This is a genomic window from Leisingera sp. G5_S3_59_S7, from assembly GCF_054968485.1.
The window spans coordinates 22,514-42,529 of record NZ_JBQKUH010000013.1; the positions used below are offsets into that span (position 1 = coordinate 22,514).

Consider the following 20,016-nt stretch of genomic DNA (forward strand, 5'->3'; position numbering starts at 1 on the left):
CGCGTGACTGGCCCTGCAAAACCAAGCCCCGGCCTGCGCCGGGGCTTTTTCATTCGGCGGCTTCGGAGGATTTCTTCCGCTTGCGCTCTGCCATCTCGAAAATCGCGCTTTCGATGGCTTTTTCCAGTTCCCGCGCCCGTTCGATATAGGCCGGGTTCTGGCTTGCGGGCACGCCCGGGATCCAGTGCTCGGCCAAGTCGCGAAGGTTCTGGCGGTCATGGCCATAGAAGGTCTGCGCCGCCTGCGCCGCCTCGTACTCGGTGAGGCCGACGTTCTCCAGCACGTAGCGGCCCGCCCGCACCGAGCTGTCGAACAGCTCGCGCACGATGTCGTCGGCGCCGGCCTTATACAGCTCATAGACGTGGTTGCGGTCCTTGGCGCGGGCGATGATATGCAGGTCCGGATAGGCGCGGCGCACATAGGATACCATCTTGACCACCCCTTCGGGGTCATCAAGCGCCACCACGAACACCTTGGCCTTGGCGATGCCTGCCGCCTTCAGCAGTTCCGGGCGGGTCGGGTCGCCGAGGAAGCTTTTGACCCCGAAGCGGCGCATCAGCTGCACCGCTTCCATGTCATGGTCCAGCACCACCGTTTTGAAGCCGCTGGCCTGCACCAGCCGGTTGACGATCTGGCCGAAGCGGCCGATGCCCGCGATGATGACGGGGCCTTCCTCGTCGATCTCGTCCGGCTCGTGCTCCTGGCGGGCCTCGCCCATGCGTTTGGACAGGAGGTCATAGAGGATAAACAGCAGCGGCGTGATCAGCATCGACAGCGCAATCACCAAAAGCAGCTTTTCCGACAGCGCCGCCGGAATGACGTTGAGCTGGCGGGAGAACGCGAGCAGCACAAAGCCGAATTCACCAGCCTGGGCCAGGCTGAGTGTAAACAGCCACAGCCCGCGGCGGCGCAGGCCAAAGGCCCGGCCAACGGCAAACAGGACCGCACCCTTGGCAAAGATCACCAGCGCTGCCAGGCCGATCAGGTCGGCCGGGTCGGCCAGGAACTGGCGGTAGTCGATGCCTGCGCCGACGGTGATGAAAAACAGCCCCAGCAACAGCCCCTTGAAGGGGTTAAGGTCGCTTTCCAGCTCGTGCCGGAATTCCGTGTTGGCCAGCACCACCCCCGCCAGGAACGCGCCAAGCGCCGGCGACAGGCCGACCAGCGTCATCAGGAAGGAGATGCCGACAACGATCATCAGCGCCAGCGCGGTGTACATCTCGCGCAGGTTGGAGGCGTGGATGAAGCGGAACAGCGGCCGGGTGAGGTAAATGCCTGCCAGGATGATAAAGGCGATGGCCGCGAGGGTCACAAGTGCCACGGCCCAGCCGGGCAGCCCGTCCACCAGCGACAGCGAACTGTGACCTGCGCCATGGTTGTCGCCTTCGAGGCTGATGGAGCCGTCGCTGGAGAACTGCGGGATCGCATATGAGCCGAGCAGCGGCAGGAAAGCCAGAATCGGGATCACCGCGATGTCCTGGGTCAGCAGCACCGAAAAAGCTGAGCGGCCGCCGCCGGTCCGCATCAGCCCCTTCTCCGACAGGGTCTGCAGCACGATCGCGGTGGAGGAGAGCGACAGCGCCAGGCCGATGGCAAGGCTGACATGCCAGGGCTGGCCCATGGCCATGGCAGCCCCCATCAGGGCAAGGGTGGACAGGGAAACCTGCATGCCGCCCAAGCCCAGCAGCTTGTGCCGCATCGCCCACAGCGTGCGCGGCTCCAGTTCCAGCCCGATCAGGAACAGCATCATGACGACGCCGAACTCGGCAAAATGGCGCAGGTCTTCGGTTTCGGTGCCGGTCAGGCCAAGCACCGGGCCAATGGCAATGCCCGCCGCCAGGTAGCCCAGCACAGAGCCGAGGCCGAGACGTGCGGCCAGAGGCACCGCGATGACAGCGGCCGCCAGATAAACGGTTGCCTGATAAAAAAACTCTTCCATACAGAAGGTATCGCAAGCGCGCCGGTACCTTGGCAATGGCTTTGGCAGCTGCGGTGCGCGGTTAGGGCAATTCAACGCCTGCCTGGGGCAGGCGCTGCGGAATTATTGCTCAAGCAGGCGGATTTCTTCGCTGAGTTTGCCGATCCGGTCCAGCCGCCGCGATATCCGCTCCTGGAAACCGCCGAGCTGGTCGATGATATCGGCCAGGGTTTCACCGGAATCGGTCAGTCTTGCGCTTTCGATCTTGAGCAGCACCCGGGTCGAGCTGAGGCCGAGGAAATGCCGGTGCATGATCTGGCAGGCACTGGTGATGCGGTCGGATTCCTGGTCGACCTCCTTCATGCCGTCCTGCGCGCGCTTGACCTGGTCCTTCACAAGGTCGCCGAGAATTTTGCGTTCGGCCTCCATGTCGACGTTACCCAGGTCGCGGCGCTCTTTTTGCAGCTGATTGTCGCATTCGATCAGGATCCGCGCCATGCCTTCGACAAACAGGCTGTCGTTCACGGAGGATTTGATCTTGGCGAAATTGCTGTTCTTGCCCATCACATGCGCGCCGAACCAGTCCGACATCTCACGCGACATGGAGCCGTAGTTCTGCGACAGCACCGTGACCGGGCCGCCCGACGGCTCGATCCGCGAAGCCAGCACCCGCAGGTTATGCGGGATCGTGTGCATGGCGTCGAAATCGGCGATCAGCCCCTCGGTTTCCTCCACCAGGGTTTCGGCGTTGCGCAGCATGCCGGTCAGCTCCTGGATGCGGACGTGGGCCTGGTTTCCCAGGCCGGTGTCACGCGCGATCAGCTCCTGGCTCAGCGCGTGGGCGGCAAACTCGTGGTAGTTCTCGTAGCCATGGCCGCTCAGCCAGTCGAGCAGGTACTGGGCGCTTTCCTCCGGCTTGACGCCTTGCTCATTCTCGCGTTTGAGCATCTGCGTATAGAAGGCGCGCACCTCATCGAACAGCTTGCTGCTGGGCTTGATCCGGGCGGAGAGATAGCCGTCCTCGCAGGGGACGACCACGGCAAACACCCAATAGTACAGACCGTCCTTGGACTTGTTCTTGACATAGGCACCCATGCATTCGCCGCGTTTGAGCGTGTCCCAGAACAGCGAAAACACGCCCTTGGGCATGTCCTGGTGGCGGATCACCTTGTGCGGCGCGCCGATCAGTTCCTCCCAGGGGTAGGCACCGACGCGGCGGAACACGTAGTTGCCCGCCTGGATCACACCGCGGCTGTCAGTCCTGGAAAAGAAAACTTCATTGAGGCCAAAGGGAGCCTCGCCGCTGCTTGGTCGCGTTTCAACACGGCGGTCAACAAAAGACACGGCAATTTCCACTTCTGATTACGGAATTCGTTGCCGTCTGTTTACGTTCAAATCCTTCCCGCTTGGTTAAGTCGGCAGCGGCGCATCGCGTTTTAATTGTGCCATTACGATCTGACTCTGGACTCTGGACACGCCGGGGTGCGGCAGCAGGATCTCGTGAATCAGCGCGTTCAGCGCCTGCAGGTCGGCGCAATAGACCCGCAGCAGGTAGTCGGCCTCGCCGGTCATTGTCCAAGCTGAGGTGATTTGCGGCTGGCTGGCCACCAGCCGGGCGAAACCCTTGGATTGTTCGGGGCCGTGGCTGCCCAGATGCACTTGCACGAATCCCTGTACTGCCAGCCCCAGCTTGGCCGGGTTCAGCCGCGCGGAATACCCCTCGATATAACCTTCCGCCTCCAGCCGCTGGCGCCGTCGCCCGGCCTGGCTGGGCGACAGGTTGAGCAGGTCGCCAAGCTGCTGCGCGGTCAGATGCGCGTCCTTCTGCAGTGCTGCGAGAAGTTTCGTGTCTGTCGGATCCAGCATGCGCAAATACTCCTCATTTCCCCCACTTTCCGCAAAAAACCCGCGCAAATCAACCGGCGCGCGCGAAACTATGCGGAAACCCTGTATCCGAAAAGCGGTATTCTTAGGACAAGATTTAATTCTGTCCCCACATCAGATGAAGGAGACGCGCGATGGGCCCGTTCCCGCATAACGCCCCGAAATCCGAGATCACGCCTGAAAACCCCGCTGGCACCGATGGCTTTGAATTTGTTGAATTTGCCAGCCCTGAGCCGCAGGAGCTGCGCGACCTGTTCACCCAGATGGGCTATGAGCTGGTCGGCCGTCACAAGCAGAAGCCCGGCGTTGAGCTGTGGCAGCAGGGCGACATCACTTACATCCTGAACGCCGAGGCCGGCAGCTTTGCCGAGAAGTTCGTCGCAGAGCACGGCCCCTGCGCCCCGTCGATGGGCTGGCGCGTGGCGGATGCCCAGAAGGCGTTCGAGCATGCCGTTGCCAAGGGGGCCGAACCCTATGAAGATGATGACAAAACCATGGACGTGCCCGCGATCAAGGGCATCGGCGGCTCGCTGATCTATTTCATCGACCAGTATTACGACACCTCGCCCTATAACGAGGAATTCGAGTGGCTGAAGCAGTCCAAGCCGCGCGGCGTCGGCTTCTATTACCTCGATCACCTGACCCACAATGTCTACAAGGGCAACATGGACAAGTGGTTCAATTTCTACGGCGAGCTGTTCAACTTCAAGGAGATCCGCTTCTTTGACATCGAAGGCAAGTACACCGGCCTGCTCAGCCGCGCGCTGACCTCGCCCTGCGGCCGCATCCGGATCCCGATCAACGAGGACCGGGGCGAGACTGGGCAGATCGTCTCCTACCTGAAGAAGTACAAGGGCGAGGGCATCCAGCACATCGCCGTCGGCACCGAGAACATCTATGACTCGACCGATGAGATTTCGGAACGCGGCATCAAGTTCATGCCGGCCCCGCCGGAGACCTATTACGATCTGAGCCACGACCGCGTGCAGGGCCACGAGGAGCCGCTGGATCGGATGAAGAAACACGGCATCCTGATCGACGGCGAGGGCGTGGTCGACGGCGGCGAAACCAAGATCCTGCTGCAGATCTTCTCCAAGACCGTGATCGGGCCGATCTTCTTCGAGTTTATCCAGCGCAAGGGTGACGACGGCTTTGGCGAGGGTAACTTCAAGGCGCTGTTTGAATCGATCGAGCGGGAGCAGATCGAAAACGGCGAAATCCAAGCCGCCGAGTAACCGCTGCCAAACAAGTGCGATGGCCGGGTCCGCAGTGCGGGCCCGGCTTTTTTATGTCCGGCATCAAGAAAAGAGGAGTAAATCAGCCCAGTCAGCCGGTGAGAAGATGGGCGATTGCCGCCGCGAACCCGTCACCCCCGGCTGACTGCCGGTCCTAGGAGGGGGGATAAGAGGGGGAGACGCCGTACAGCCCGGGCCTTTAGCCGTTCGGCATCTTCAGGGTGCGGTTGCGCCCGCTTTTCTGGTACTGCAACTGGTTTTCGCCGATGGCGATCACCCGGCCGCCGTCGATGCGGTCTCCGACTTGCACCTTCTTGTAGCGGCCCGAGGGCAGCCGGACCAGCGCCCGGCGGTTGGATGCGGTGCCGTAGACGCCGATCAGGTTCAGCTTGCGCAGGTTGATAGCGTTGCTGACGGTGGCGCGGCGGGCGACCGACGCTGTGGTCGGTATGCGGGGCGCAGCGGCGGCGGCAGCGGCTGGCACGGCGGCTGCGGTCTGAACCTGGTTCTGGGCGTTGCGGCGGGCGCGGTCGACCAGATTGGCGAAATTCGCGGGCCGCCCGCGGGGCACCACCGAGGCGGCAACCGCCAGGGCGGTGGCAGGCATCTGCTCTTCTTCCGCCGGTTTAAGGCTGGCCGGGCGCTGGCGCGGGCGCAGCGAGGCGAGCTCGGCGCGGCTGAGGCCGCCCAGCTGGGCGCGCTCGACCTGTTCCTCCAGGTCCGAGGGCCGTGCCTTGGGGCGCTTGCGCGACAGTACCTGGTTGCGGGCCACTTCCTCAGCCAGGGCTTCGGCGGCGGGGTCGCTGCGCTCCGGCGCGCGCGGCGGCACTTTACCGGGGCGGCCGAGGTAGACCATGATGCCATCGGGGTTGAGCGTGCCTTCGCGGCTAGCCGTCACCAGGCCGCGGTCGTTGAGTTCAAATGCTTGCCCCGCCGCGGCAGGGGAGGTGATGGCTGCCGGCTGACCGTCTTGTGCATAAGACTCCGCCTGCGGCAGAGCCACGGCATCCGCCGCGATGTCGGGCTGGTCAATGGAGGCGGTATAAAGCTCGTCAAGGCCCGGCGCAGCGGGGAAGCTTCCCAGGTCAGGAGCAACCGGCCAGACCCCGGTTGCGGCGTAGCGCGCGGCCTGGGCCAGTTCGTCCAGCGGCTCTTCTAGCGCCGCCGCCGGGGCAGACGCCTGCAAGCCGCCCTCCGTCTCGCCGCCCTCAGGGGCGTCCGTGACCACTGCGGCGGTGTCAGCGCTCTCCACGGGCAGCTCCGCGCCATCTGCGGCGGCTTCGTCTGCGGCAGCGGGGATCAGTCCGGTCTCCTGCACGCCGGGGTCGGGCTGATCCGCCAGCACGCTTACCTGCGGCGCGATAGCTTGCGCACCCTCGTCCGTGCCTGGTTGCGGCGCTGCTGCCGGTGTTCCGGCCGGGCTGTCTTCGTCTTCCAGCAGGCTGCTGCCGGGGGCGGCTTCCGGGTCGGGGGAAGGGCTGCTGTCCTCAGCAGGTGTGTCCGAAAGAAAGCCGTTTTCACCGAAAACCGCCCATACCGCGACGGTGGCCATGAACAGCAGCAGCAAGGCGGTCAGGATCACCCCAAGGTAGCGCGGTTTGCCTTTGGCGGCCGGTTTGCCGGCGGCCTCCTTGGGCGGCGGGGCCGGGGTTGCGGCAGCCTCGCGCAGCGCCGCGGGGGCGGGCGGGATCTTCGGCTGCGGCACGGCGGCTTCGGCCTGGTCCGCGGGCCTGGCCGCACCAGCGGCTTCCAGCGGTTTCGCCGCTGACGGGGCTGGGGCCGGCTGGGGCCCTTTGGCAAGCGGCGGCGGCACCTGTTCCGGCTGCGGTGCCTTTGCCGGACCCAAAACAGGCGGGGCAGAGGAATTTGCGGGCGCAGCCTTGCTGCGGATGCTGGAAAACCCGTTGCCCTCCTGCGCGGAGCCATCGGCTGCCGGTGCAGGCGGCGCAGGCGGAAGGCTGGCTGGCGTCTTTGCTTCTGCGGCCGTCGCCGGGGCGTCCTCAGTGGCTTCCTCTTCTGCCGGTTCCGCTTCCGGTTCTGGTTCCTCCGCGGGCGCCTGTGGGTGCTCCGGGGTGTCCCTGCCGCCTGCCGGTTCAACGCTTTCAGCTTGCGGCGCAGGCGGCAGCTGCGCCGCGGGCTGGTCGGCGGCAGTGTCCTTGGGTGGCTCCGCGGTGTCCATTGCCGGGGCGGGCGGGCTGTCTTCCTGATCGCCTTCCGCCGCCGGATCCGGCATCTTAGCCGGGCCAACAACCTCTACTGCGGCGCTGTCGGGCTCCACCTCGGTGCCGCGGATCGCGCGGGCAGTGCCAAAGAATGGCTCACCCTGAAACCCGCTGTCTTCGGGGGCCGCGACGAAGCTGGCAGGGCCAAAGCCATGCTCCACAGCAAAGGTCTCTGCCTCATCCAGCGTTTCTAGCGCCACGGCGGCGATATGGGTCAGGCCGCCGTCAGCACTGATATCAAAGGCCAGCTCGTCCACCTCATAGGGCGTCGCGCCTTCCAGCGCGGCCCTGGCGGCAGCAATCCGCTCCTCCGCAGGCAGTTCGCCGGTCTCCACCGTCAGATAACGGATCTGGTCATTGGGCAGGATCAGCTTGCTGAACACGCCGCCCGGTGCCAGCCGCAGCGCATCGGCGCGCATGTCCGCCAGCGCAGCGGGCAGATCCTCAGCGCTGAACGGGGTGCTGCCCACGCTCCGCCAGCCGTCGCCGGCGCGATAAAGAAGCGCAATACCATCAGCGGAAAGCGAAAGAGCAAAAGCCGGTTTCATGCCTTGGGTCAAACCATCCAAATCCATACTGCCCGGGGCCGCCTGCCGCGCCCGGTGTTTTGCCGCGGACCTTAAAGCAGGAGTCTGCCGAGTTAAAGGAAAAGACTTCCGGCGGGGCTTGCGGGCGGCTGTCCGCCACCCCCATCTAGTGGTCATTCAACAAAGGAGCTTTTGAGGATGAAAGCAAAGAAACTTCTGGCCGCCGCACTGGCGCTGTCGATGGGCGCTGGCGCTGTTGCGGCAAGCGAGGCCGCCGCGCCGCGGCAGATCACGGTCAGTGGCGAAAGCACGCTGCAGGTGGCCCCTGAGCTGGCAACCATCACTCTTGGCGTGACCGAGGAGGCGGAGGAAGCCGCAGCTGCAATGGCGGCAGCATCGGAGGCGATGGGCGCGGTGATCGCGCGGCTCAAGGACAGCGGCATCGCCGGCGCGGACATGCAAACCCAGCAGATTGCGATGCATCCGGTCTGGTCGCAGGACCGCTCCAGCGGCAACGGCGGCCGGCGCGAGATCACCGGCTTCCAGGCCTCGAACACGCTGATGGTGCGGGTGCGGTATCTGGACCGGCTGGGGCCGGTGCTGGACACGGTGCTGACGGCCGGCGCCAACCAGTTTCAGGGCTTGAACTTTGGTGTTGAGGACCCTGCCGCGGTCATCGGCAGGATCCGCGGCGAGGCGGTGAAGGATGCGATGCGCAAAGCGCAGCAGCTGGCTGAAGCGGCCGGCATGGAGCTGGGTCCGGTGCGCACAATCACCGAGAACGGCAGCGGTGGCGGGCCCCGGCCGATGATGGCCATGGACATGGCGCGCAGCGAGGCGATGCCGGTCGAAGCCGGGGAGCTGACCTTCACGCATAATGTCTCAGTGGTGTTCGACATGACCGTGCCGGGCGGCGCGGTAAGCGAATAAAAAAAGGCCGGGCAGGGCGCCCGGCCTTTCTCTTACGGGTAGACGGTGAGTCAGCCGCAGGCCTTGGCCAGCGCCTGGTCCAGGTCACGGATCAGGTCGTCCGCATCCTCGATACCGATGGACACGCGCACCACGTTGGGGCTGGCACCCGCCGCTTCCTGCTGCTCCGGTGTCAGCTGCCGGTGGGTGGTGGAGGCCGAGTGGATGATCAGCGAGCGGGTGTCGCCCAGATTGGCCACGTGGCTGAAAATCTCCAGCGAATCCACCAGCTTGATGCAGGCCTCATAGCCGCCCTTGACGGCAAAAGTGAACAGCCCGCCAGTGCCCTTCGGGTAGTGCTCCTGGGCGCGCTCGAAATAAGGCGAGGACGGCAGCCCGGCATAGGTCACATAGTCGATCCGCTCGTCGTTCTCGAGCCATTCGGCCACCTTGCGGGCGTTCTCGCAATGGCGCTGCATCCGCAGGGACAGCGTCTCGACGCCCATCAGCGTGTAATGCGCCGCCTGCGGGTTCATCGTCATGCCCAGATCGCGCAGGCCGATGGCGATGCCGTGGAAGGTATAGGCCAGGGGTCCGAAGGTTTCATGGAACTTGAGGCCGTGATAGGCGGGTTCCGGCTCCGACAGGGAGGGGAACTTGTCATTGGCCGACCAGTCGAAGGTGCCGCTGTCGATGACGCAGCCGCCGGTCACAGTGCCGTTGCCGGTCAGGTATTTGGTGGTCGAATGCACCACCAGCGACGCGCCCTGCTCGATCGGGCGGCACAGGTAGGGGGTGGCGGAGGTGTTATCGACGATCAGCGGAATACCGGCGCCGTCGGTGATATTGGCCAGCGCGCGGATGTCGGTGACATAGCCGCCCGGGTTGGCGATGGATTCGCAGAACACGGCGCGGGTGTTCTCGTCGATCGCCGCCTCCACTGCATCCAGATCGTCGGTGTCGACGAATTTCGCCGACCAGCCGAAGCGTTTGATGGTCTGGCTGAACTGGGTCACTGTGCCGCCGTAAAGCCGGGTCGAGGCCACCACATTGCAGCCCGGCGCCATCAGCGGGAACAGCGCCATGATCTGCGCCGCGTGGCCGGAGGAGCAGCAGACCGCGCCGACGCCGCCCTCCAGCGTCGCCAGCCGTTCCTGCAGCACCGCAACGGTAGGGTTGGTCAGGCGGGAATAGATAAATCCGACCTCTTGCAGGTTGAACAGGGCTGCAGCGTGTTCGGCATCGCGGAAGACATAAGCGGTGCTTTGATAGATCGGCGTCTGCCGCGCGCCGGTGGCCGGGTCCGGCTTGGCGCCAGCATGGATCTGCAAGGTGTCAAAACCATAAGACGGGGCATCGGTCATGAGTGGGTCTCCCTGAAAACTATTTCGCGCGCACAACAGCATGGCTGAGTGCGGAAGGCAATTGCGGCAATGCCGCAGCGGAAGCAGGCCGGGTTGCGATATGTTCTGCGGTTTGCAAGCGGCGGTTTCAACACGGCAGGCGGGCTCTGGCACCTGTGAGTTGAGGGGGTATTGCGGGCAGAACGGCCAAAAACGCTTTTCCCGGTGCCCCCGGAGAGCGCAGGAAACCTGAAGCGAAACCAATGCTTTAGAGAGGTTGGTGGTGCCCCCACACGGACTCGAACCGCGGACCTACTGATTACAAATCAGTTGCTCTACCAGCTGAGCTATAGGGGCACTTAGCTGTGAAACCGCGCTTAACATCCTTCGCGGGTCTGTCGCAAGAGGTCTTTTTCCTGAAATGGGCTGCCTTCATGCCGCCGAGGCAAGGCAGCCGGTTCAGTCCTGCGGAAGGGGCTGCCCGTCACGCCCGAAGGCCAGGCTTTCCACTGTCAGATCATCAAACGTCACCTCCACAGCAATCTGCTGAATCGAGCCCAGCGGATAGCTGCGGTAAGGCATGCCGTCCTCTTCCTTGATCATGTTCGGAAAGCCTTCGTCCAGGTGGCACTCCGGCAGCGGCCAGATTTCCGGCGCAGCGCCGTTCACGCCCAGCCTGACCTGCGCCAGGCCGCAGCGCCAGGACCACAGGTGGGTCACATAAAGCAGGTCCTGGCCGTTGAATTCGCGCACATGGATCCAGTTGGCCCGGGTCGCGGACAGGATCGGCTTCACCTCTGTTGCAGTGGTAAAGCGGCCGGTGGCCTCCTGCGGCTCCGCCGCCAGCGCGGTGCGGGCCGGCGCGGGCGCGGACACCGCCGCGGTCGCGGGCACGCCGTTGTCCGCACCCGGCTGGGCCGAGGCCGCGATGATTGCCAGGATCACATCAATCATAGTCTTTCTCCGCTTGCGGCGCCCGCTGCAACACAGGGGCGCCCGAATTTTCCAACCGCCTGTTGCACGGCATCCTGCAGGCTTGTAGCTACCTTATCAGGCAGTTCTGCCTGCGGCCTTAACAGGCAGTCCTAACCGCCCGGCAGGGACGGAAAAACGGGGAAAACAATGGCAAATGCCCCCTTCAACGTGATGATCATCGGCCAGGCGGGCCGGCTGCAGTATGAGGCGGTGCTGTTTGCGGCCTCGCTGCGCCATTGCGCGCCGGGGTTTGCCGGGCGGCTGTTCGTGGCGGTGCCGCAGCCGGGGCCCTTGTGGGACAAGGATCCCAGCATCCGCAATCCGGAGGTGCTGCAGGCGCTGGCGGATCTGGCGGCGGAAATCCTGCCGTTTGAGAGCAAGGCGTTCGGCGCCGCATACCCCTATGGCAACAAGATCGAGGCGCTGCAGGCGCTGCCCGAGGGCGAGCCTTTTGCGTTTTTCGACACCGATACGCTGATCACCGGCGAGCTGGCGGAGGTGCCGTTCGATTTCTCCTGCCCCTCGGCCTCCTTGCGGGTGGAGGGCACATGGCCGAAGCCGACGCTGTACGGTCCCGGCTATGCTGGCATCTGGCAGTCGCTCTATGCCCGCTTCGGCCTCGATTTCCCGTCCAGCCTCGACCTCAGCCAGCCGGATGAATTCTGGAAGCGGTATCTCTATTTCAACGCGGGTTTTTTCTACGGCGCCTGTCCGCGGGCCTTTGGCGCGCGGTTCCTGGCCTATGCGCAGTCGGTCCGGGACGATCCGCCAGTCGAACTCACCGGCCAAAGCCTGGACCCCTGGCTCGACCAGATCGTGCTGCCCCTGGTGATCCATTCCTTCGGCGGCGGCCGCGATGCGCTGCCAAGCGGTTACCTCGATGGAGAGACCAGCTGCCACTACCGGCTATTTCCGCTGCTCTATGCGCGTGAAAGCGACCGGGTGGTTGAGCTGCTGCATGAAATAGCCGCGCCGAACCGGATCAAGAAGGTACTGAAAGCCTATGAGCCGATCAAGCGCATGGTCTACCAGGGCCGCGGCGCGAAGGTGCGGGCGCTGTTCGACCGCGGGAATTTGCCCCGGCGCGAGCAGGCGATCCGCAACCGGATCAAGAAAGAAGGCTTCTGGATGCGCTGAGGCTGGCGGCGGGCGCGCGTTTCTGCCCCGCTACCGCAGCGCGCGCTCGATGCTGCGGGCAAATTGCAGCAGCCGCGCATCTGATCCTTTCGGCCCGGTGATATGAAGCCCGACGGGCATCCCGTCCGCCGAGCGGCCGCAGGGGATTGAGATTGACGGCAGCTCCATCGGCGGCGTCAGGGTCACCGTGCGCCAGTCCTCGGGCAGCTCGCCGTCGCGCAGGTCTGCTGAGAACGGCATCCCGGTTGCCGTGGGCCACAGGGCAACGTCGTAGCGGTCAAAGAAGGCGGCAACATCCGCCCAGACCCGGGCGCGGGTTTTCTGATAGGCAATCAGTTCCGCCAGGCTGCGCCCCTCTGCCTGGGCGCAAGCGGTGCGGAAGCTTTCCCCCGCCAGCTCCATGTCCGGTTCCAGCGCGGCGCGGATCTGCAGCGCGCACTGGCCGCGGGTGATACCGCCATGCGCCAGCAGCGGTTCCAGCGCCGGGGCGTCCTCAGCCACTTGCCAGCCCAGCGCTTGGCACAGGGTTCCGACCGGCGCAACCGCCGCCTGCACCGACGGCTCCACACTGGCGCCGAAGGGGGAGAGCGACAGGGCGATCCGGCCACAGCGCCTGGCAGGGGGCGCTTCCAGATCCGCCAGCCGCGGCACATCCTGCCAGAAGCCCAGCGGCTGGCTGGGGGCGTGGCCCTGCATCACCTCCAGCATCAGCACCAGGTCCCGCACTGTCCGCGCCATCGGCCCCGGCACCGACAGCCCGTCAAAGGGCGCCGGGTTCGGCTCATAGGGAATAAGGCCGGAGGTGGGGCGCATCCCCACAACCCCGCACCAGGCCGCAGGCGTGCGGGTGCTGCCGCCGAGGTCGGAGCCATCGGCCAGCGCCGCCATATTTGCCGCCAGCGCCGCCGCCGCGCCGCCGGAACTGCCGGCGACGGATTTTTCCGGGTGCAGCGGGTTGCGGGTGGTGCCGGCCACCAGGTTGCTGGTCTGGCCGGAAAAGGTGAACTCCGGCGTGTTGGTCTTGCCGGTAATCACCGCGCCCGCCGCCCGCAGCCGCGCCACATGCAGCGCGTCATAGTCCGGCACATGGGACGCAAAGCTCCGCGATCCCCAGGTGGTGCGCAGGCCCCTGGTTTCAAAGCAGTCCTTGATTGCCACGGGCAGCCCGTGCAGCGGCCCGGCAAACTCCCCGCAGGCGGCCATCGCATCCAATTCCGCCGCCCGCGCCTCTGCCGCGTCCCAGTCGATGGTGACAAAGGCATTGACCGCGCCCTCCCGCGCCTCGGTCTGCGCCTTGTGCGCCGCCAGCACCTCGCGGGCGCTCAGATCGCGCGTGCGCAGTTTCGCTGCCATCTGCTCAGCGGTGAGCGCGGTGATATCGGTCATGCGGCAGGTCTCCCGGGCCTGGGCGTGAAAGGCTGCCCGGACACTAGGGAGACGGGCCGGGAAGCTCCGTCCTGAAACCGGCCTAAAGACTGTCTGGCAGCGACCTTGCGCGCCTCAGCGGCGCAGCCAGCAGTGCACCGCGTCCTTGCCGTGGCGGCAGGCCTCTTGCAGGCTGTCCCCCTTTGCCAGATGGCAGGCAATGGCCGTGGCCAGACTGCACCCGGTGCCGCGTTTTGACACCGCCAGCCGCGGCGCGGCAAAGGGGGCAGGCGCGTCCTCCGCGGTGAACAGCAGGTCCACGCTTTCAGCACCGGTGCCATGGCCGCCTTTGACCAGCACCGCGCGCGCCCCCTGCGTCAGCAGTGCAGCGGCTTGCGCCTCAGGGCTGCCCAAAACGCCGGACAGCACCTCCAGCTCCGCCAGGTTCGGCGTGACCAGCGCCGCCCGCCGCAGCAGCGCGCCAAAACCGTCCGCCTCCATCAAAGTGCCTCCGGAACTTGCCTTCAGCACCGGGTCCAGCACGATGGGCAATCCCGCGGGCAGGGCCGCGTCCACCGCCTCTGCCACCGCAGCGGAGCCCAGCATCCCGATCTTCACCGCCCCCGGCAGAGCAGGCGTTGCCAAGGCGGCGCGCGCCTGATCCGCAACACGTGGGGGCGGGCAGGGGTGGACGTCCAGTACAGTCTCATTGGTTTGCACGGTCACGGCTGTCACCACCGGCCGGACTGCGGTCCCCAGCTCCGCCGCCATGGCGGTATCGCGGGTAAGGCCCGCGCCGCCGCTGCTGTCGGTGCCGCCAATGGCCAGGATCACTGTCACGCACTGTCTCCCGCTGCCAGCAGCGCCAGATCGATATACCCGGCCTGCCGCAAGTCCTGTGCCGCCCCCCAGGCCCGCAAACCTGTGCGGCAGCACAGCACGATACGCGCCTTGCGGGGCAGGCCCGCCGCCAGCAGATCCGCACGGGAAATCCGCCGGGCCTGCGGCGCTGGCAGGCGCGGGGCTTCGGCGGCATCGCGCAGCTCGATCACCGTATCCTCAGGGCCGATATGAGACGCTGCGATAAAGGGCAGGGCTTCCTCCGGCTCTTCCGCCCCATCAAAGCGGAAAGAGCTGACCTGCAGGTCCTGCAGGCGGAAGATAAACAGCTGTCCCCGCGGGGAGGGCTGGTGATTGAGCAGCGCCTTCAGGGCAAGCTGCGCCTGCAGCGCGCCGATCATGCCCACGGCAGGCCCCATCACGCCCGCGGTTGCGCAGGTCGCAGCCTGTGCGGGTAAGTCCGGGAACACCGCGCGCAGGGACGGCCCGCCGCCGCAGAAGCCGCCGGCATACCCGGATTGCCCCAGCGCCGAAGCGGAAATCAGCGTCTTGCCCTGCCGCAGGCATTCATCCGAGAGGATGTAAGACACCGCAAAAATGTCTGCCGCATCCACCACCAGATCGGCCCCGGCCACCATTGCGGGGGCGTTGGCGGCGTCCAGCGCTTGAACAAATGCGCTGACGTGCAACGCCGGATTTGCGGCCAGCAGGTGCTGACGTGCAGCCTCCGCCTTGGGCCGGCCGAGGTCCGCCATGGAATAGAGCACCTGCCGGTGCAGGTTGCTCTCCTCCACTAGGTCGCCGTCCATCACCGTGATCCGGCCCACTCCGGCCCCGCCCAGATATTGCAGCACCGGGCAGCCCAGCCCGCCTGCGCCCACCACCAGCACATGGGCGCTTGCCAGCCGCTCCTGACCCTCCGCACCGACCTCCGGCAGGATCATCTGGCGCGCGTAGCGGCTCATGCGGGCTCCTTTGCGCGGCAGGCCTCCACCCATTCGCGGGTGCGCGCCTCGGGGTCGTCCGCCAGCTGGATATCAGTCACCACCGCGGCGCTGTCGGCCCCTGCGGCAAAGACCCCCGGCAGCCGCTCTGGCGTCAGCCCGCCAATCGCGACCAAAGGGGTCTTTCCCGCCATTTGCTTCCAGCGCGCGACCCGCTCCAGACCCTGCGGTCCCCATTTCATCTTCTTCAGCAATGTCGGATAGACCGGCCCCAGTGCCACATATGCCGGGTTGAGTGATAGGGCGCGGTCCAGCTCCCCCTCGTCATGTGTCGACAGCCCGAACCGAACCCCCTTGCGGCGCAGCGCGGCGAAATCGGCGGTGTCCATGTCCTCCTGCCCCAGGTGGACGAAGTTGCAATTCAGGTCCAAGGCCGCCTGCCAATAGTCATTCACCACCAGCTGCGCGCCATGCACCGCGCAAAAGTCGCGGGCGCGGGCGATCTGGCGGCGCACCTCGGCCTCCGGCTCATCCTTGATGCGCAGCTGCACCAGTTTCGCCCCTTGGGGGACAAGCAGCTCCAGCCGGCCGACATGGCCCACGATCAGATAGAAACGCTCCATCATGCAAACTCCGCCAGGCCCAGCACCGGGGTGGAGGGCACCGCCATGTCGCGCGGCTCCATCGGATCGGCCTCATATCCCAAACGCCCGGCCTCAATAGCCAGCGCCATCGCGCGGGCCATCCCGGCGGGGTCGCCGGCCTTGGCCACGGCGGTGTTCAACAGGACCGCATCCATACCCAACTCCATTGCCTGGGCAGCGTCCGACGGCCGCCCGATGCCGGCATCGACAATCAGCGGCACACCGGTGAAATGCGCGCGCATCGTGCGCAGGGCGTCCGGGTTGCGCAGCCCCTGGCCGGAACCGATAGGCGCTCCCCAGGGCATCAGCACTTCACAGCCGGCGTCCAGCAGCTTTTCCCCCACCACCAGATCGTCCGTGGTATAGGGAAAAACTTGGAAACCCTCTCTGCTCAGCACCCGCGCCGCCTCCACCAGCCCAAAAACATCCGGCTGCAGAGTGTCGGAATGGCCGATCACCTCCAGTTTGATCCAAGGGGTATCAAACAGCTCCCGTGCCATACGGGCGGTGGTCACCGCCTCCTGCACTGAATGGCAGCCGGCGGTATTAGGCAGGATGCGGCAGCCGGTTTTCCGCAGGCTCTCCCAGAACCCGGCGCCGGAGCCATCGGCGGTCTCGCGGCGCAGGGACACGGTGATGACCTCCGTGCCGCTGGACTGTATCGCCCCGGCCAGCACTGCGGGTGAAGGATATTGCGCGGTGCCCAGGAAAAGGCGCGAGGTGATCTCTGTTCCGTAAACTTTCATCTCATCCTCCCTGCATCGGGGCCAGCACTTCCAGCCGGTCGCCCTCGGACAGCTGCACCTCTTCCCGCTTGCCGCGGGCCACAAAGGTGCCGTTCAACGCGGTGGCCACGACCGAGGAGGCAAAGCCCAGCTCGTGCAGAGCCGTCTTCAGATCGGTTGCGGATACGTCACGCGGTTCGGCGTTCACGATGATCTTCATCTGATGTCTCCTGTAACAGGCGGCGTGCCGCGGCTTGCGCCATCGCGGGGGCAAGCAGAAAGCCGTGCCGGTAAAGGCCATTGAGGCAGAGCGTGCCGTCCTGTTCGGTCAGCCGCGGCAGGTTGTCCGGAAAGGCCGGACGCAGGCCCGCGCCGGTCTCCGCCACGCTGGCCTCGGCAAAGGCGGGGTGCAGGGCAAAGGCCGCGCTCAGCAGTTCGTTGAGCGAGCGCAGGGAGATGGGCCGGTCAGAGCTGCTCTCGATCATGGTGCCGCCGATCATGAAATACCCGTCCCCGCGCGGAACGAGGTAGAGCGGCATCCGCGGGTGCAGCAGCCGCAGGGTGCGGCTGATCTCCACCTCCGGGCAATACAGGATGGCCATCTCGCCGCGCACCGGGCGCAAGCCGGGCAGCGGTGCCGCCATCCCGGTGCAATCCAGCGTGACGCGGGCCGGGGCAGGGGTGCCATAGCGGATCTCCACCCCCATCGCCTGCACCTTGGCGCTCAGATCGCGCAGCGCGCGCCGCGGGTCCAGATGCGCCTCCTGCTCAAAGAACAGCCCTTGCGCAAACCGCCCCGTCAACGCCGGTTCCAGCTTGGCAATCTCCGCCCCGTCCACACCCCGGTGGCCTGACGTGCGGCGGGCGAAACGGGTCAGCTCCGCCCGGTCGCGGGCAGGCGCCACCACCAGCGTGCCGCGCCTGTGGACCGTTGTGACCTTGGCCCACCAATCGAAGGCGCGGCTGCCGAGGGTGATCACCTCCTCCTCGGCGCTTTCGCGTTCGCACCAGGGCGCCAGCATGCCGCCTGCAAAGCGCGCGACGCTGCCGGCCCCGGGCGCCTCGCCCCGCTCATAAACGGTGACCGCCGCCCCGCGCTGCGCCAGTTCATAGGCGCAGGCGAGACCGGCGAGGCCCGCGCCTGCGATGGTGATCATTCCGCCGGTTCCACAGCTTCGGCAGCAGGGACATAGAGCTCACCGCCCTCGCGGAACTTGGCGGCCATCGCCTCCATGCCCTCTTTCTGCGCCTCGGCGCGGATGTCGTGGCTGATCCGCATGGAGCAGAACTTCGGCCCGCACATGGAGCAGAAATGCGCGACCTTATGGGCCTGTTTCGGCAGGGTCTGGTCGTGGAACTCGCGCGCGGTGTCCGGGTCCAGCGACAGGTTGAACTGATCCTCCCAGCGGAACTCGAACCGCGCGCGGCTCAGCGCATCGTCGCGGCGCTGGGCGCCCGGCAGCCCCTTGGCGAGGTCGGCAGCATGGGCAGCGATCTTGTAGGTGATCACCCCCGTCTTCACATCGTCGCGGTCGGGCAGGCCAAGATGCTCCTTCGGTGTCACGTAGCACAGCATTGCACAGCCGAACCAGCCGATCATCGCCGCCCCGATGCCGGAGGTGATATGGTCATAACCCGGCGCGATATCAGTGGTCAGCGGCCCCAGCGTGTAGAACGGCGCCTCGTGGCAGCACTCCAGCTGCTTGTCCATGTTCTCCTTGATCTTGTGCATGGCGACATGGCCCGGACCCTCGATCATCACCTGGCAATCCTTGGCCCAGGCGATCTTGGTCAACTCGCCCAGGGTTTCGAGCTCGGCAAATTGCGCCTCGTCATTGGCGTCTGCGATGGAGCCGGGGCGCAAGCCATCGCCCAGCGAGAAGGAGACGTCATACTGGCGGCAGATGTCGCAGATGTCCTCGAAATGCTCATAGAGGAAGCTCTCCTTGTGGTGATGCAGGCACCACTTCGCCATGATCGAGCCGCCGCGCGAGACGATCCCCGTCACCCGGTTCACCGTCATCGGCACCATGTGCAGCCGCACACCGGCATGGATGGTAAAATAGTCGACGCCCTGTTCCGCCTGCTCGATCAGCGTGTCGCGGAACACCTCCCACGTCAGGTCCTCGGCGATGCCGTTCACCTTTTCCAGCGCCTGGTAGATCGGCACGGTGCCGATCGGAACCGGAGAGTTGCGCACGATCCATTCGCGGGTGTTGTGGATGTTGCGGCCTGTCGACAGGTCCATCACCGTATCAGCCCCCCAGCGGATCGCCCAGACCAGCTTGTCGACCTCTTCCTCCATCGAGGAGGTGACGGCAGAGGTGCCCATGTTGGCGTTGATCTTCACCTTAAAATTGCGGCCGATGATCATCGGCTCGATTTCCGGGTGGTTGATGTTGGCCGGGATGATGGCGCGGCCCGCGGCGATTTCCTGGCGCACGAATTCCGGCGTCACGTAGTCGGGGATGTTGGCGCCGAAGTCATTGCCGTCACGGTTCGCGTAGCACGGCGACAGCTCGCGCAGCTGGTTTTCGCGGATCGCCACAAATTCCATCTCCGGTGTGATGATGCCCGCACGGGCATAGGCCAGCTGGGTCGGCGCCTTGCCGTCCTTGCCGCGCAGGGGGGCGGGTCTCACCGGGAACTCAGGCGTCAGCCGGTCGCCCTCGACAAATCCATTGTCCTCCGGCTTCACATCGCGGCCCTGGTAGCTCTCGACGTCGCCGCGCGCCTCAATCCACTGGCGGCGCAGCTGCGGCAGGCCCTGGCGGATGTCGGTCAGCACGTCCGGGTCGGTGTAGGGGCCGGAGCTGTCATAGACCGGCAACGGCGCCTCGCCCGCGGTAGGGTGGGTGGAGATCTCACGCATTGGCACGCGGATGTCCTGGTGGACCTCGCCGCTGACATAGATCTTGCGCGATGCGGGCAGGGCGCCCGTGGTGATCTTGGGATTGGGGACGTTCATCTGGTGTTCCTCCGGGGCTTCGGTTCAAAAACACCAATTGAGCCGGGACGGAGGAAAACGGGCAGGGGGGTGTACAGCCGGTGTACGGCCGGTGCACGCATGCTGCCTGTCCGAAACAGCGCTTGCCGCCGGGGCGCCGTGCGATGCTTCTTGCTTCCTACGCCAGTATCAACTGGGTCAGGTTCAAAGGGTCGCGCCGCCGGTCCGGGATACCCCGCACCATGACGCCTCTCAGTCCCTTGGGCGGGACTCCCCTGCGTGCCTATAGGGCTAGGGGAGGGGCGGGGTTCGCGTCAACCGGAATCTTTGTAGATTATTTTTTGGTATTAGTATCAGCGTGATACTGGACTTATGGGCGGGTTTTTGAGGCAAATCGCTGC

Annotated in this window: 17 protein-coding genes, 1 tRNA gene and 1 riboswitch; of the genes, 3 read left to right on the forward strand and 15 right to left on the reverse strand. The window is 65.6% G+C overall.

Annotated features, from left to right (window positions below; all coding sequences use genetic code 11):
* Nucleotides 1-49: 49 nt before the first annotated feature.
* The 3 genes from ACTRWG_RS08375 to ACTRWG_RS08385 form a co-directional block, all read right to left on the reverse strand.
* A complete protein-coding gene (locus ACTRWG_RS08375; RefSeq protein ID WP_462829212.1) occupies nucleotides 50-1,939 on the reverse strand; it encodes a monovalent cation:proton antiporter-2 (CPA2) family protein in 1,890 nt (629 codons plus the stop codon).
* 102 nt (nucleotides 1,940-2,041) lie between these two features.
* Nucleotides 2,042-3,262 carry a PAS domain-containing protein gene (locus tag ACTRWG_RS08380; protein ID WP_462829213.1) on the reverse strand — a complete coding sequence of 407 codons (1,221 nt, stop codon included), beginning with the start codon at nucleotides 3,260-3,262 and terminating at the stop codon, nucleotides 2,042-2,044.
* Between the two features lie 66 nt (nucleotides 3,263-3,328).
* Nucleotides 3,329-3,784, reverse strand: coding sequence for an Lrp/AsnC family transcriptional regulator (locus tag ACTRWG_RS08385; RefSeq protein ID WP_027236946.1), 456 nt, complete (start codon nucleotides 3,782-3,784; stop codon nucleotides 3,329-3,331).
* Nucleotides 3,785-3,936: 152 nt separating this feature from the next.
* Here ACTRWG_RS08385 and hppD point away from each other — a divergent pair, with 152 nt between their 5' ends.
* On the forward strand, nucleotides 3,937-5,037 hold the full coding sequence (gene hppD, locus ACTRWG_RS08390) for a 4-hydroxyphenylpyruvate dioxygenase (protein ID WP_260000559.1): 1,101 nt from the start codon (nucleotides 3,937-3,939) through the stop codon (nucleotides 5,035-5,037).
* A gap of 199 nt (nucleotides 5,038-5,236) precedes the next feature.
* Here hppD and ACTRWG_RS08395 read toward each other — a convergent pair whose 3' ends face one another.
* Complete coding sequence (locus ACTRWG_RS08395) at nucleotides 5,237-7,807, reverse strand: DNA polymerase III subunit gamma/tau domain-containing protein (protein ID WP_462829214.1); 2,571 nt, start codon at nucleotides 7,805-7,807, stop codon at nucleotides 5,237-5,239.
* 177 nt (nucleotides 7,808-7,984) lie between these two features.
* Here ACTRWG_RS08395 and ACTRWG_RS08400 point away from each other — a divergent pair, with 177 nt between their 5' ends.
* The gene (locus ACTRWG_RS08400; RefSeq protein ID WP_027236949.1) at nucleotides 7,985-8,716 is read left to right on the forward strand and encodes an SIMPL domain-containing protein; all 732 of its coding nucleotides are present in this window, start codon (nucleotides 7,985-7,987) and stop codon (nucleotides 8,714-8,716) included.
* Between the two features lie 50 nt (nucleotides 8,717-8,766).
* Here ACTRWG_RS08400 and ACTRWG_RS08405 read toward each other — a convergent pair whose 3' ends face one another.
* The 3 genes from ACTRWG_RS08405 to ACTRWG_RS08415 all read right to left on the reverse strand — a co-directional run bounded on the left by ACTRWG_RS08405 (nucleotide 8,767) and on the right by ACTRWG_RS08415 (nucleotide 10,992).
* The gene (locus ACTRWG_RS08405; protein WP_027236950.1) at nucleotides 8,767-10,059 is read right to left on the reverse strand and encodes an O-acetylhomoserine aminocarboxypropyltransferase/cysteine synthase family protein; all 1,293 of its coding nucleotides are present in this window, start codon (nucleotides 10,057-10,059) and stop codon (nucleotides 8,767-8,769) included.
* A gap of 260 nt (nucleotides 10,060-10,319) precedes the next feature.
* Nucleotides 10,320-10,395, reverse strand: a tRNA-Thr gene (locus ACTRWG_RS08410).
* A gap of 102 nt (nucleotides 10,396-10,497) precedes the next feature.
* Nucleotides 10,498-10,992, reverse strand: coding sequence for a hypothetical protein (locus ACTRWG_RS08415; protein WP_036797459.1), 495 nt, complete (start codon nucleotides 10,990-10,992; stop codon nucleotides 10,498-10,500).
* Nucleotides 10,993-11,160: 168 nt separating this feature from the next.
* Here ACTRWG_RS08415 and ACTRWG_RS08420 point away from each other — a divergent pair, with 168 nt between their 5' ends.
* Nucleotides 11,161-12,150, forward strand: coding sequence for a hypothetical protein (locus tag ACTRWG_RS08420; protein ID WP_027236952.1), 990 nt, complete (start codon nucleotides 11,161-11,163; stop codon nucleotides 12,148-12,150).
* Between the two features lie 30 nt (nucleotides 12,151-12,180).
* Here ACTRWG_RS08420 and ACTRWG_RS08425 read toward each other — a convergent pair whose 3' ends face one another.
* The 8 genes from ACTRWG_RS08425 to thiC all read right to left on the reverse strand — a co-directional run bounded on the left by ACTRWG_RS08425 (nucleotide 12,181) and on the right by thiC (nucleotide 19,636).
* Entirely contained in the window at nucleotides 12,181-13,536 is a 1,356-nt protein-coding gene (locus ACTRWG_RS08425) for an amidase (protein ID WP_027236953.1), read from the reverse strand.
* Nucleotides 13,537-13,650: 114 nt separating this feature from the next.
* Nucleotides 13,651-14,355 carry a bifunctional hydroxymethylpyrimidine kinase/phosphomethylpyrimidine kinase gene (thiD, locus tag ACTRWG_RS08430; protein WP_027236954.1) on the reverse strand — a complete coding sequence of 235 codons (705 nt, stop codon included), beginning with the start codon at nucleotides 14,353-14,355 and terminating at the stop codon, nucleotides 13,651-13,653.
* Nucleotides 14,352-15,320 (reverse strand): ThiF family adenylyltransferase, encoded by a 969-nt coding sequence (locus tag ACTRWG_RS08435; RefSeq protein WP_462829215.1) that lies wholly within the window; start codon nucleotides 15,318-15,320, stop codon nucleotides 14,352-14,354. Before ACTRWG_RS08435 ends, thiD begins: the two co-directional genes overlap by 4 nt.
* The gene (locus tag ACTRWG_RS08440) at nucleotides 15,317-15,922 is read right to left on the reverse strand and encodes a thiamine phosphate synthase (protein ID WP_462829216.1); all 606 of its coding nucleotides are present in this window, start codon (nucleotides 15,920-15,922) and stop codon (nucleotides 15,317-15,319) included. Before ACTRWG_RS08440 ends, ACTRWG_RS08435 begins: the two co-directional genes overlap by 4 nt.
* The gene (locus ACTRWG_RS08445) at nucleotides 15,922-16,689 is read right to left on the reverse strand and encodes a thiazole synthase (RefSeq protein WP_462829217.1); all 768 of its coding nucleotides are present in this window, start codon (nucleotides 16,687-16,689) and stop codon (nucleotides 15,922-15,924) included. Before ACTRWG_RS08445 ends, ACTRWG_RS08440 begins: the two co-directional genes overlap by 1 nt.
* A gap of 1 nt (nucleotide 16,690) precedes the next feature.
* The gene (thiS, locus tag ACTRWG_RS08450; RefSeq protein ID WP_462829218.1) at nucleotides 16,691-16,888 is read right to left on the reverse strand and encodes a sulfur carrier protein ThiS; all 198 of its coding nucleotides are present in this window, start codon (nucleotides 16,886-16,888) and stop codon (nucleotides 16,691-16,693) included.
* Nucleotides 16,857-17,825, reverse strand: coding sequence for an FAD-dependent oxidoreductase (locus ACTRWG_RS08455; RefSeq protein ID WP_462829219.1), 969 nt, complete (start codon nucleotides 17,823-17,825; stop codon nucleotides 16,857-16,859). The genes thiS and ACTRWG_RS08455 overlap by 32 nt, the downstream gene beginning before the upstream one ends.
* Nucleotides 17,822-19,636 carry a phosphomethylpyrimidine synthase ThiC gene (gene thiC / locus ACTRWG_RS08460; RefSeq protein WP_462829220.1) on the reverse strand — a complete coding sequence of 605 codons (1,815 nt, stop codon included), beginning with the start codon at nucleotides 19,634-19,636 and terminating at the stop codon, nucleotides 17,822-17,824. The genes ACTRWG_RS08455 and thiC overlap by 4 nt, the downstream gene beginning before the upstream one ends.
* A 137-nt stretch (nucleotides 19,637-19,773) precedes the next feature.
* Nucleotides 19,774-19,902: riboswitch (TPP riboswitch) on the reverse strand.
* Nucleotides 19,903-20,016 lie beyond the last annotated feature (114 nt).